Source organism: Pantoea sp. PGP6, from assembly GCF_053474785.1.
In genome coordinates, this window is the sequence record NZ_JBQBMA010000001.1 from 3,812,125 (window position 1) to 3,825,145 (window position 13,021).

10 protein-coding genes are annotated in these 13,021 nt (G+C 59.3%); 5 read left to right on the forward strand and 5 right to left on the reverse strand.

Annotation, left to right across the window (positions count from 1 at the left end; translation table 11 throughout):
• Positions 1-31 precede the first annotated feature (31 nt).
• Positions 32-319, forward strand: a complete 288-nt coding sequence (locus ACLIBF_RS18510) for a hypothetical protein (RefSeq protein WP_279809666.1) — start codon at positions 32-34, stop codon at positions 317-319.
• Between the two features lie 89 nt (positions 320-408).
• On the opposite strand, the gene ACLIBF_RS18515 is transcribed toward ACLIBF_RS18510, so the two are convergent.
• Both ACLIBF_RS18515 and ACLIBF_RS18520 read right to left on the reverse strand, forming a co-directional pair.
• Positions 409-2,136: a penicillin-binding transpeptidase domain-containing protein gene (locus ACLIBF_RS18515; protein ID WP_031375393.1), complete on the reverse strand. Its 1,728-nt coding sequence runs from the start codon at positions 2,134-2,136 to the stop codon at positions 409-411.
• Between the two features lie 279 nt (positions 2,137-2,415).
• Positions 2,416-4,689, reverse strand: coding sequence for a molybdopterin guanine dinucleotide-containing S/N-oxide reductase (locus ACLIBF_RS18520; protein WP_448310258.1), 2,274 nt, complete (start codon positions 4,687-4,689; stop codon positions 2,416-2,418).
• Positions 4,690-4,881: 192 nt separating this feature from the next.
• On the opposite strand from ACLIBF_RS18520, the gene galR reads away from it, so the two are divergent.
• Positions 4,882-5,886, forward strand: a complete 1,005-nt coding sequence (galR, locus tag ACLIBF_RS18525) for an HTH-type transcriptional regulator GalR (RefSeq protein ID WP_069728801.1) — start codon at positions 4,882-4,884, stop codon at positions 5,884-5,886.
• 30 nt (positions 5,887-5,916) lie between these two features.
• Here the strand turns inward: galR and ACLIBF_RS18530 are convergent, their stop codons facing one another.
• The gene (locus tag ACLIBF_RS18530; RefSeq protein WP_279809665.1) at positions 5,917-8,322 is read right to left on the reverse strand and encodes a beta-N-acetylhexosaminidase; all 2,406 of its coding nucleotides are present in this window, start codon (positions 8,320-8,322) and stop codon (positions 5,917-5,919) included.
• A 249-nt stretch (positions 8,323-8,571) separates the two neighbouring features.
• Between ACLIBF_RS18530 and nrdD the strand changes: the two genes are divergently transcribed.
• The gene (nrdD, locus tag ACLIBF_RS18535; RefSeq protein ID WP_031375394.1) at positions 8,572-10,707 is read left to right on the forward strand and encodes an anaerobic ribonucleoside-triphosphate reductase; all 2,136 of its coding nucleotides are present in this window, start codon (positions 8,572-8,574) and stop codon (positions 10,705-10,707) included.
• A complete protein-coding gene (gene nrdG / locus ACLIBF_RS18540) occupies positions 10,704-11,171 on the forward strand; it encodes an anaerobic ribonucleoside-triphosphate reductase-activating protein (protein ID WP_046289161.1) in 468 nt (155 codons plus the stop codon). Before nrdD ends, nrdG begins: the two co-directional genes overlap by 4 nt.
• Here the strand turns inward: nrdG and ACLIBF_RS18545 are convergent.
• The gene (locus ACLIBF_RS18545; protein WP_089561311.1) at positions 11,163-11,798 is read right to left on the reverse strand and encodes an NAD-dependent epimerase/dehydratase family protein; all 636 of its coding nucleotides are present in this window, start codon (positions 11,796-11,798) and stop codon (positions 11,163-11,165) included. The genes nrdG and ACLIBF_RS18545 overlap by 9 nt on opposite strands.
• 144 nt (positions 11,799-11,942) lie before the next feature.
• Here ACLIBF_RS18545 and ACLIBF_RS18550 point away from each other — a divergent pair, with 144 nt between their 5' ends.
• Complete coding sequence (locus ACLIBF_RS18550) at positions 11,943-12,464, forward strand: type 1 glutamine amidotransferase domain-containing protein (RefSeq protein WP_031375397.1); 522 nt, start codon at positions 11,943-11,945, stop codon at positions 12,462-12,464.
• Positions 12,465-12,498: 34 nt separating this feature from the next.
• On the opposite strand, the gene ACLIBF_RS18555 is transcribed toward ACLIBF_RS18550, so the two are convergent.
• Positions 12,499-12,939 (reverse strand): YhbP family protein, encoded by a 441-nt coding sequence (locus ACLIBF_RS18555; RefSeq protein ID WP_031375398.1) that lies wholly within the window; start codon positions 12,937-12,939, stop codon positions 12,499-12,501.
• Positions 12,940-13,021 lie beyond the last annotated feature (82 nt).

Genomic DNA, 13,021 nt, shown 5'->3' on the forward strand with positions numbered 1-13,021 from the left:
TGGCTGATGGCGCTGCCGCGAATTCGCCAGCATGAAAACCACCAGCCGGGGCTTCACGGCGGGCATTATCGGCGAAATGTTACGCGCCTTTCTATCGGCAAAAGGTAAGGGTTTCGTTAAGAACAATGATGATGTTGACGGCACGCGCAGGCGGGAAAATACGGACGACGCGCGCGGCCTGACGCAGGCAAAAAAAAACCCACGCATCTGCGTGGGTTGGTGCAATAACAGGGTAATCACTGCCGAAGCGGTGTTGTTTTCACACCCATCAATACCTCTGGGACCTCTATCCTCGCACTGTTTCGTGCCGCAGCAATAGAGGGAAAACGCAACCGAATTCGGGGAAATGCAACGAGGTGTGAATATCTCCCTCGCCGCACTTACACTCTGATTTGTCTAAGATTTATCTTAGTTGTTCGCTGCGGTAGCGCTGTAAATGGCATCCGGCGCGATGTTCATGTGCTTTAGTACCGGCCCCATGATGTTGCCGAATACCGGCGCCGCTACCGAGCCACCAAAGTGATCGCCAGCGGTCGGATGGTTAATCATCACCACCAGCGCCACTTCCGGATGACTGGCAGGCGCGATACCGGCGGTATAGTTGACGTAGCCGCCATCATATTTGCCGCTGTTGCCCATCTTCTCAGCGGTACCGGTTTTGGTCGCCAGACGATAGCCCGGCACCGCAGCTTTCACCCCGGTCCCGCCCGGCAACACGTCGCTCTCCAGCATGTGTACCACCTCTTTCACCGTTTCCGGATTCGCTACCTGCTTGCCCAGCACCGGCGGGGTGACCCGGGTAATCGACAGCGGACGGTAGACGCCGTAAGAGCCGAGGGTGGCGTATTCACGTGCAATCTGCAGCGGCGTGACGCGCAGGCCGTAACCAAAGGAGAAGGTCGCCCGTTCGATGTCCGCCCAGCGGGTGCGGTGCAGCGGGAAGTAACCGACGCTCTCGCCGGTTAAGCCCAGGCCGGTCGGTTTACCGAGGCCAAACGCATGATAGGTATTCACCAGCGCTTCAGCCGGCATGGCCAGCGCAATGTGCGACACGCCGATGTCACTCGACTTCTGCAGGATGCCGGTCATGGTCAGGCGCGGCCAGTGGCCAACGTCGCGGATCAGGTGGCCGTTGACCCGGTACGGCGTGGTATCAATCACCGAGTCCGGCCGCACCAGATGACGCTCCAGCCCTTCCATCACCACCAGCGGCTTCACCGTCGAACCGGGTTCGTAACTGTCGTTAATCGCCGCGTTTCGCATCTGGGCGGGCGTGGCGCCATCGTAGTTATTGGGGTTGAACGACGGATAGGAAGCCATCGCCAGAATCTCGCCGGTGTCGATTTTCACCAGCACCGCCGCACCGGAGTCCGCCTTGTTGATCAGCACGCCGTCGCGCAGTTTGCTGTACAGGGTGTATTGATCGTATTTGTCGATGCTGAGCTGCACCGTCGGCGGCTGCGTCGGCGGCTGATAGTTGATCATCGCGATGATATTGCCGGCAGCGTCCTGGCGATAAACCTCTTTACCCGGCTCGCCCTGCAACACCTTGTCAAAGCCCTTCTCCAGCCCGTTCAGGCCGACATTATCGGCACCGACGATGCCAATCAGCGGCGCAGACGCTTCACTCATCGGATAGAAACGGCTGTCGTCGTAGACCTCACTGATGCCTTTCAGCTTCAGCTCTTTAATATCTTTGGCGATACCCAGTTCGATTTTACGTCCCAGATAGAGGAAGCGGCGTTTTGGATTGGCGGTGATCTGCGCCGCCAGTAACTCCGGCCGGGTATTCAGGGCGGCAGCCAGATAGGCCCATTTTGCACTGGTGAAGTCGGGGTTGCTCTCCAGCACACGTAACGGATCGGCGATCACGTCGCGTGACGGTACGCTGAGCGCCAGTGCTTCGCCGTTGCGATCCAGCAATGTGCCACGGCTGGTTGGCAGCGTGACGGTGCGCAGCGAGCGCTGATCGGCTTCGTGCTCCAGCATCGGCTGGTTGAGAAATTGCAGGTCCGCGACGCGCGCCAGCAATACCACCATGCAGGCCAGCACACCAAGGCAGATAAGACGGAAGCGAAAAGGGTTAAACGGGGCTTTAATCTGGTCTTTTCCCAGTAGTTTTTTAATCCGGGGCATGGCAATCCGCTGCGCTAAAGAGATAAAAGAGGGCTTAATTGAGCAGTTATAAAGAAAGCGCTGACCGGTTAACAGGAAAACTGTGTATCAGTTCGTTATCGGCCGCTAAATGCCGGGCAAAAAAAACCTGCGCATCTGCGCAGGTTGGTGTAATCAAGAAAATCTATTGATGTTCACCCATCAATACCTCTGGGACCCTGACTGTAGCAAGCGGGCTCGATCGGCTGCCATCGCTCAAACGCAACAGTTACCGGCAAAGTGTAACCAGCCATGAGATCCTTACGCTATTTTGCAATCCGGATGTTTTTTGATTTCTACCAGACAACTCATGGCGTTAGGTCCCTGGGTCAGTGACGAAGTGCCGATATCGAGCGTCAGGACGTTGGGATTACCGGCGCGATCGTAGGGCTGCCATGCCTGACCGAAACCGGGATCAAACCAGGCGCCGGTGGCGATAATCACCACGCCCTGGGTCAGCCCCTCGGTCAGCCGGACGCCGGCCAGCATCACGCCGCGTGCATTGCTCACCTCAATTTCGTCACCGTCCACGATGCCACGCGCCGCCGCATCCAGCGGATGCATATACAGCGTTTCGTGACCGGCGGTTTTATTGCCTTGTACGGTGCCGGTGCCATCCAGCTGGCTGTGCAGCCGGTCAGCAGGCTGGATCGAGATCATATGCAGCGGATAGTCGCGGCTGATCGGCGCACCCAGCCACTCCTGCGGCTCGCGCCACTCCGGATGGCCGGCAAAATCGTCAAGCTGGTAGTCGGCAATCGTCTGGCTGAACAGCTCGATTTTGCCGCTGGCGGTGTTGATCGAATTGGCCTGCGGATCGGCGCGGAAAGCATCCATAAACACGTAAGGTTTGCCGCCCTCGGGGATCTCAACAAAGCCGCGCTGCCAGAACGCCTCAAACTCAGGGAAGCGGATGCCTTTGCGCTGGTGCGCCACGGCACATTGCTGATAGAGATGCGCAATCCACTGCATCTCGTTGCGTCCTTCGGTAAAGGTGTCGCGGTAGCCAAGACGCTCCGCCAGATCGGCAAAGATATCGAAGTCGTTGCGCGCCTGATGTTGCGGTTTGATCGCCTGATGCATCGCCAGCACAAAGCGGTCGCGTGACGATCCACCAATGTCGTTGCGCTCCAGCGTCGTGGTGGCGGGCAGCACGATATCGGCCATCTGCGCCGCCGGGGTCCAGACAATGTCCTGCACCACTACGGTGTCAGGCCGCTGCCAGCCCGCCACCAGCCGGTTGAGCTGCTGATGGTGATGGAACGGATTCCCGCCCGCCCAGTGCACCATATGGATGTCAGGATAGTGCAGCGTCTCGCCCTGGAAGGTGTAAGGCTGGCCGGGATTGAGCAGCATATCGCTGATACGCGCCACCGGAATCGACAGGCCGGACGGGTTGGGTCCGGTACTCATCATCGGTGCCGGGCCGTCCTGGCGCGGATTGCCAACGCTGTTCATCGACCCGTGACCGAAGGAGAAGCCCGCGCCCGGCAGCCCTGGCTGACCAAGCATCGATGACAGGGCGATCATCATCCAGTACGGCTGCTCACCGCGATGGGCGCGCTGAACCGAATAGGAACAGGTGATAAAGCTGCGTTTACCGATCAGCTGCTGCGCCAGTTGCACGATGCGATCGGCCGGGATGCCGGTGATACGGCTGGCCCAGCCGGCGGTTTTCGCCACGCCATCCGCTTCGCCCAGCAGGTAAGCGCGCAGTTGCGGCCAGCCGGTGCAGTGGCTGGCGAGAAACGCCTCGTCCACCGCGCCGCGCTGGGTAATCTCATAACCCAGCGCCAGCATCAGCGCCACGTCGGTATTCGGGCGAATCGGGATCCACTCGGCGTTGAGGAAGGCCGGGCAGTCATCGCGCATCGGGCTGATATTAATCACCGGCGTGCCTTTGGCCGCCAGTTGCTGCAGCGCCGGTTTCAGGCTGTGCTGCCCGGCTCCGCCCGACGCGACCTGGGCGTTCTTCAGCGCCAGTCCGCCAAAGGCGACAAAAATCTCTGCATGTTCCACCACTTCCGGCCAGTCAGTAACGCGACCGGTCAGCGGCATATAGGTGCCAATGACATAAGGCAGGAAAAATTGTGCCGCGCCCCAGCTGTAGTTGCCCTGCTGGTCGACGCCGCCACCGCCCTGAAAATAGAAGCGGCGGATCAGGGTGCGGGCATGGTTAACCCGTCCGGCTGATGACCAGCCGTATGAGCCATTGAAAATGCCCGATGCGCCGTAGCGCTCGCGGATACGGCGGTTTTCATCCGCCACCAGGTCGAGCGCGGTGTCCCAGTCGACCGCCACAAAATCTTCCCGGCCCCGCAGCGTGCGATCGCTGTTTTCACGTGACTTCAGCCACGAGCGACGCACCATCGGCTGGCGGATACGCTTATCGGAGTAGACCAGTTCAGGAAGGGTGTGGATCATCGGGGACGGATCGGCATCGGCGAAAAAAGGCTCGCAGCCAATCAGGCGATCGTTTTCAGTGACGGCGGTGAAGGCGCCCCAGTGCGCCAGGTGTGGCACTTTGGTTTTCATCGTTGTTTTTCACGGCAGAGATTTGGGGATAATCAGCATAGCATGGCGTGCCACTTCAGCAGAAGGCGTGCCGGACGGCCCGATTTCGCCCTCTTTTGCGACGACGCTGGCATTCTGCTGGCTTGATGTGGCGGCCCTTTTCCGTAACACTGATGCGATGTGTAAACGTTTTCCCCGGAAGCAGGTAAACGCATGGCTACCATAAAGGATGTTGCCCGACTGGCTGGCGTTTCTGTCGCCACAGTCTCCCGTGTAATCAATAATTCTCCCAAGGCCAGCGACAGCTCGCGCCAGGCCGTCGGCCAGGCAATGGAGCAACTTCAGTATCATCCAAACGCCAATGCACGCGCGCTGGCGCAGCAGTCGACCGAAACCCTCGGGCTGATTGTCGGTGATGTGTCGGACCCGTTTTTTGGCGCGATGGTCAAAGCGGTCGATGAAGTTGCAGGAAAAACCGGCAACTTTTTGCTGATTGGTAACGGTTACCACAATGAGCAAAAAGAGCGGCAGGCGATTGAACAACTGATGCGCCACCGTTGCGCAGCGCTGGTGGTGCACGCCAAGAAAATCCCGGATGCAGAACTGGAACTGTTAATGAAACAGGTGCCAGGTATGGTGCTGCTTAACCGGCTGATCAAAGGCTTCGAAAAGCGCTGTATTGCGCTCGACGATCGCTACGGCGCCTGGCTGGCGACCCGCCATCTGATCCAACTGGGTCACCAGAATATCGCCTTTATCTGCTCGACCCACACCATTTCCGATGCCGAAGATCGCCTGCAGGGTTACTACGATGCGCTGAAAGAGCACGGCCTGCCGTGCAGCGATCGGCTGGTGACCTGGGGTGAACCGGATGAGGTGGGCGGCGAAACCGCGATGACCGAACTGCTGGGACGCGGTAAAAATTTCACTGCGGTCGCCTGCTACAACGACTCAATGGCCGCCGGCGCGCTGGCGGTGCTGAGCGATAATGGCGTCCGCGTGCCAGAGGAGATGTCGCTGATCGGTTTCGACGATGTGCTGGTATCACGCTACGTGCGTCCGCGCCTTACCACCGTGCGCTATCCCATCGTCACCATGGCGCAGCAGGCCGCCGAACTGGCGCTGGCGCTGGCCAATGACCAGCCACTGCCGGAAGTAACCCACATGTTCAGCCCGACGCTGGTGCGCCGCCATTCGGTCAGCGGTCCGGCATCATAATGGGTCGCGGCCGGTTCAGGCCGCGCCCGTCTACTTAAAGGCGCGCAGCAGCGTTTCCAGCGGCCTGACCAGCGCAATCACCGTCTCATCCTGCACCTCTGCCGCCGCGTCCAGCGTGGCGTGCATCTGTGCCACTTCGCTGGCCCCAAAGGCCTGGTTGCGGGCCCAGGCATTCACCAGCGAAATCCCCATCCGACTCAACGCGTCCACCTGTTGCGCACTGTGGGCCAGCGGCTTCAGCAGGTAGTTAGCATTAAGCAGTGGCATCACCTGGGCGGTATTAGCCTGCCAGCGCTGGAGCTGATGTTGAATCGCCGCTGCCGCCGTTGGATCGGTGCGATTGGCGATCAGCGCGGTAACCTGATGTTCCAGCTGACGCACCGCCTCACTCTCGGCGGGCAACACATCCGCTAGCCGGTTTAACGGCTCATGGTAATCATAATGGCCGGCCTGAAACTTCAAATGCTGGCGGGTATAGTACTGCGCCGGTTCCAGCACCTCGGCCAGCACCTGCAGCGGCGCGATATCACTGCGGTTGGCCAGCCGCATCATCTGACGTTCCGCCTGGGCGTGTTGCTGAGTGCCGACAGAGACGCTGCTCCAGCGATCCATCGCCGCCAGCCGCTGATACATCTCATCGCTATCGGTAACATCCTGAGCGGACCACAAACGCTCGGCGACCACAAAGGCGCGCGGCCACAGTTTGGTATCGATAATCTGGCTGTTGATATTCTCGGCCCACAGCGCCGCCTCACCGCCCAGCAGGTTTTGCTGCATCTGCTGCGGTGTCGGCAGCGTGGGCGCAATCCCGGCCGGTGCCTGCGCCAGCTTTTTGCCGCTGACCGGATACCGCACGTTCCCCACCAGCACATAGCCGCTGAGCGCCTGCGTATGCGGTTGCAGCGTCACCACCGGCTGCAACGGCCCCATCCAGCTGTCGACCTGAAAACGCACCTGTTGCGTCGATAGCCAGTCGATCTGGCTGACCATCCGCCGCGCTTTGCCGGCAAAGTCGATAAAGCCACGCCAGCCCTGCTGCCCCTCAATCAGGGTAAAACTGCCCTGCACCGGACTGCCTTTCAGTCGCGGCAGAGTGAATGCCCAGCTTTGCGCCTGCTCGCCCGGCTGCAGCTTATCCTGGCCGTTGAGTCCCTGCGGATAGATTTCGTTGCGGTAGTGATAGCTGGCGGGCTGCGGCTGATCGAGATAGAAGCCGGTGGAAAGGATGCCGCGCATGTTCTCTTTGGCGACCTCGCTCAACGCATCCTGGCCCTGCCACGACTGGATCAGAATGCTGCGCGGCAGATCGGGATGGGCGATCTCATCCCAGCCGACCATCTGACGCTGGTGCTTCTCAAGGATCTTCTCAACCCGCTGGTTGAACCAGGCCTGCAGAGCATGGGCATCTTTCAGCCCGCGATCGCGCATAAATTGCTGGATGTGCGGAGACTGGTTCCACTGGGTCGGATCGACCTCATCGCCGCCAATATGCAGCCACGGATCGGGAAAGATCGCCGCCATTTCGCCCACCAGGGTGTCGATCACCTGATAGACCTGCTCATTGCTGGGATCGAGCAGCGGTTTAAACACCCCCCAGCCACGCTCCATCTGATAGGGACCCGGCGCGCTGATCAGTTCCGGCATCGCCACCGCCAGCGCCGAGGCGTGGCCCGGCAGATCCAGCTCCGGCACCACCCGCACGCCGCGATCGGCGGCATACTGCACCAGTTCACGCATCTGTTGCTGGCTGTAATAGCGGCCATCGCTGGCTTTTTGCTGGAGCTGGGGATAGTGGCTGGAAGCAAAGCGCCAGCCCTGATCGTCGGTCAGATGCCAGTGAAAGACGTTCATCCGGGCGGCAGCGATGCCATCGATTTGCCGCCTGAGGGTTTCAATCGGCATAAAGTGACGAGCACTGTCGATTAATATTCCACGCCAGGGGAATCGCGGCTGATCATCAATGGTCACGTAAGGAAGGGTGGTGCCCCGATCGCCGTTCTGAATCAGCTGCAACAGGGTTTCCATGCCGCGCATCGCGCCGAACCGGCTGGGGGCGCTGAGCAGCACGCCGTTGCCATCAATTTGCAGGTGATAACGTTCATCACTGTCGGGCTGCGGCAGCGGATCGACCGCTTTATCAATCACGATACGGATGGTTGGCTGTGCCACCGGCTGGCGGGCGGGCAACAGCGGCCAGCCGGTCTGATTAGCGATGCGTTCCAGCCAGCGCGCCTCGGCCCCCGCCAGATGATCGCCGGTAATCTGCAGTGTCAGCTGCGGCGTCAGGCTCAGCGTCCCGCCGCTGGCTGGCTGTTCAACCCGCTGCGGCCAGGGCATTAAGGGAAGCTTTTCAGCCAGCGCGGGTGAGACCAGCGCCACACTCATCACGCAACTTATCGCACCATAACCAGCAATCAGAGAACGGCGTAACCACATTGGCGGGCATCCTTGTAGAGTCAATGACTTATCACGGACAAACCCTGATTAAAGTTGTTTCGCGCAGTTAAGCAAGTTAATCCGTTAAGAAATTTGAACTGAAGGCGAAATAGTTAACATCCGACGCTTTTTTCTGCCCGCTTCGCCCTTCCTTGTTTCAGGTCAAAATTCGGTGGAATAATTCGCAACAATCACTACATGTAGGGATTAGAATCCTTCAAATACCCATATGTAGTCTCTGGAGGGATAATGGCGACGGTAGTGATTAAGCGTGATGGATGCCGGACAGGCTTTGATGCACAACGTATTCAGCAAGCTGTGGCCGCTGCCGCGCGCGCGGCAGAGGTGGACGATGCGGCCTGGTGCGCGCAGGTGGCGCAGCGCGTCAGTACGCTGCTGGCCGACCGTCAGGAAGTCGACATCCGCGAGATCCAGTGTGCGGTTGAAGAGACGCTGATGGCCGGTCCCTATCCGCAGCTGGCCCGGACCTATATCGAATATCGCCACGATCGTGACGTCGCACGCGATCGCCAGAGCCAGTTGCATCACGCCATTCGCGGGCTGGTCGATCAGACCAATGCTGCTCTGCTGAACGAAAATGCCAATAAAGACAGCAAAGTGATCCCGACCCAGCGCGATCTGCTGGCCGGGATCGTGGCGAAGCACTATGCACAGCAGCAGATCCTGCCGCGTGATGTGGTGCTGGCCCACGAGCGCGGCGAGATCCACTATCACGATCTCGACTATTCACCCTTCTTCCCGATGTTTAACTGCATGCTGATCGATCTGAAAGGGATGCTGACCAACGGCTTTAAAATGGGCAATGCCGAGATTGAGCCGCCAAAATCGATCGCCACCGCGACCGCCGTTACTGCGCAGATCATCGCTCAGGTCGCCAGCCATATCTACGGCGGCACCACCATTAACCGGATTGATGAGGTGCTCGCCCCGTTTGTTGAACTGAGCTACCGCCGGCATCACGCCATCGCCGTGGAGTGGCAGATCGCTGAGGCGGAGCAATACGCGCAGCAGCGCACCGAAAAAGAGTGTTACGACGCCTTCCAGTCGCTGGAGTACGAGGTCAATACCCTGCATACCGCCAACGGTCAGACGCCGTTTGTCACCTTTGGCTTTGGGCTGGGCACGGACTGGGCGGCCCGGCTGATCCAGCAGTCGATTCTGCGTAACCGGCTGGCCGGTCTGGGCAAGAACCGCAAAACCGCGGTGTTCCCTAAACTGGTGTTCAGCATTCGTGAAGGGGTCAACCGGCGCGCAGGCGACATTAACTACGACATCAAGCAGCTGGCACTGGAATGCGCCAGTAAGCGCATGTATCCCGATATTCTCAATTACGATCAGGTAGTAAAGGTCACCGGTTCATTCAAGACGCCAATGGGCTGCCGCAGCTTCCTCGGCGTGTATGAAGAGGATGGCGAGCAAATCCATGAAGGCCGCAACAATATCGGGGTAATCAGCCTCAATCTGCCGCGTATCGCCCTGGAGGCGGCGGGTGACGAGACGCGCTTCTGGTCACTGCTGGATCAACGTCTGCTGCTGGCGAAACGGGCATTAATGACCCGCGTGGCGCGCCTGGAGAAAACCAAAGCGCGGGTGGCACCGATCCTTTATATGGAAGGGGCCTGTGGCGTTCGCCTGAACGCCGATGATGAAATCGGACCGATTTTCCGCAACGGCCGCGCCTCACTGTCGCTGGGTTATATCGGCCTGCATGAAACCCTGAACGCGCTAAGCGGCGGCCAGCATCATCCGTATGATGATGCGGCTCTGCGCGCCAAAGGGGTGGAGATTATCGCCCATCTGCGCGCCGCGACCGATCGCTGGAAAGACGAGACCGGTTACGGCTTCAGCCTCTACAGCACCCCAAGTGAAAATCTGTGCGATCGCTTCTGCCGGCTTGATGCAGCGGAATTTGGCGTGGTGCCCGGCGTCACCGACAAAGGCTACTACACCAACAGCTTTCATCTCGACGTCGAGAAGAAGGTGAATCCGTACGACAAAATTGACTTTGAAGCGCCCTATCCGCCGCTGGCGAATGGCGGTTTCATCTGTTACGGCGAATACCCCAACATCCAGCACAACCTGAAGGCGCTGGAAGATGTCTGGGATTACAGTTATGACCGCGTGCCCTATTACGGCACCAACACCCCGATTGACGAGTGCTACGACTGCGGGTTCAACGGCGAGTTTACCTGCACCAGCCGCGGCTTTACCTGTCCGCAGTGCGGCAACCACGATCCGGCCCGCGTCTCGGTCACCCGCCGGGTCTGCGGCTATCTCGGCAGCCCGGACGCGCGACCTTTCAACGCCGGTAAACAGCAGGAAGTGCAGCGCCGGGTGAAACATCTCGAGGGCCCGCTGGGATGATGCGTATCCATCGCTATTACGATGTGGATATTGTGAACGGGCCGGGCACGCGCTGTACCCTGTTTGTCGCAGGCTGCGAACATCAGTGTCGCGGCTGCTACAACCAGAGTACCTGGCGGCTCGATTCGGGCGTTCCCTTTACCCTGGCGATGGAAGAGCAACTGCTGGCAGATTTGCAGGATACCCGCATCCCGCGTCAGGGACTGTCCCTGAGCGGCGGCGATCCGCTGCATCCGCATAACGTGCCGCACATTCGCCGGCTGGTGAAACGGGTGCGGCAGGCGTGCCCCGATAAAGATATCTGGCTGTGGACCGGTTACCGGATGCAGGAGCTGAATGGTGCCCAGCGCGAGGTGCTGGACTATCTCGACGTGCTGATTGATGGCCGCTTTGTCGAGGCCGAAAAAGATCTCCGGCTGCTGTGGCGTGGCAGCCGCAATCAGCGTATCTGGCAGCTACGCTGAGTGACGTGGAATATCTCCTGACTCGATGATAGTCACGCTGTCGCCGCCCGGCGTAAAGGCCTGCTGATGCAGACAGCGCGCCACGTCACGCGCGGTGACTGAGCGCCAGTTGCCCGGCAGCAGGCCAAACAGCGGCGCCATCAGACTCTCTCCTCGGCGCGTCTGCGCCCGATCGCCCAGCAGTAACGAGGGCCGCACCAGCGTCAGCCGCGGCCAGCCCTGATGCCGCAGTGCATTTTCCATCTCACCCTTGACCCGATTGTAAAAAAACGGCGAGTGACGACTGGCACCGTGCGCACTGATCGCCAGCATCTGCTTCGCCCCTAAACGTAGTCCGCTCAGGCCACTGTCGACCACCAGCGTGTAATCGACGTGGATAAAGGCCTGCTTGCTGCCCGCCTGCTTGCGGGTAGTGCCCAGACAGCAGAACACCGTATCCAGCGAGGTTTGTAATGGCCCGAGCACGTCGGTGAGATCCGCTTCAACCGGATTAACCACCTTGCGCATCGCGGGTAACGCCCGCCGGGTCGGCGCAATAATTTCATCAACCCGCGGGTCCTCAATCAGTAAGCGCAGCAGATGCGATCCGACTAATCCGGTGGCCCCAGTCAGTAATACGCGATTCATTTCAGATTCGTCCTTATTTCACTGCTCACAGGTTAAAAGATAGCTGATCTACGCGGCCTGGCTTGCGTTCTGACATGGAGCGGCCAGGCTTAATACATTAATCAGGAAAGCGCATCCCGCGCTCCACCGTTTAAGGAGGAAAAGATGAGCAAGAAAGTTGCGGTTTTGATTACCGATGAATTTGAAGACTCAGAATTTACCTCACCGGCCGAAAGTTACAAAGGCGCTGGCTTTGAGGTAATCACCATCGAGAAGCAAGCGGGTAACGTGGTCAAAGGGAAACAAGGCGAAGCGGAAGTGACCATCGATCGCAGCATCGATGATGTCAGCCCGGCCGAATTTGATGCGTTGCTGCTGCCCGGCGGTCATTCACCGGATGCCCTGCGCGGCGACGATCGCTTTGTCGCGTTTACCAAAGAATTCGTCGCCAGCGGCAAACCTATCTTTGCGATTTGCCATGGCCCACAGCTGCTGATCAGTGCCAATGGCGTACGTGGCCGCAAGATGACCAGCGTGAAGGCGATTGCCATTGACCTGGTAAACGCGGGTGCTGACTTCCACGATAAAGAAGTGGTGGTTGACGACGATAAGCTGGTCACCAGCCGGACGCCTGACGATCTGCCGGCGTTTAATCGCGAATCTCTGCGGATCCTCGAAGCGATTTAACCCGCTGCGCCCCTTTCCTGCCGGAGAGGGGCCGCTAATCCTGCCTTACCTCTTGCCGTACCCAGGCAATTTTCTTGCCGAAGCCCAGCGCATTATCGGTCATCTTCACTTCATCCAGCTGAATCTCCCACAGCGGTGCGGACACCTTACGCGCAATCGGAAATCGCTTGTGGTAGGCGCTGCGCGCCACGTGCTCTGCCTCGTCGCTTAGCCGCACGATATGGCCGCGATACTGCACGCCTTTGATCAGCAACACGCTTCTGGGCTGGCCGTTCACCGTGCCCGCCACCTGCGGATTTTTCATCACCAGCAGGCCGTGACGGGTATCCGGCTCCGTCATGATCCAGAACGCCATGCGTGCTTCGTCGAAGACGTAATAACAGTTGGCGCACCACAGCTCATCATCGGCGGTGCAGCAGAGGGAAAGGACGTGCTGTTTTCTGAGGTAGCGAACCAGATGGGCATGGTCGGACAAGGTGATCTCCTGACGGCGCACCGGATGGCGACAGGCGGCGAAGCGCGCTAGACTGCCCGGCACTGTTTTTATGGAATCCATT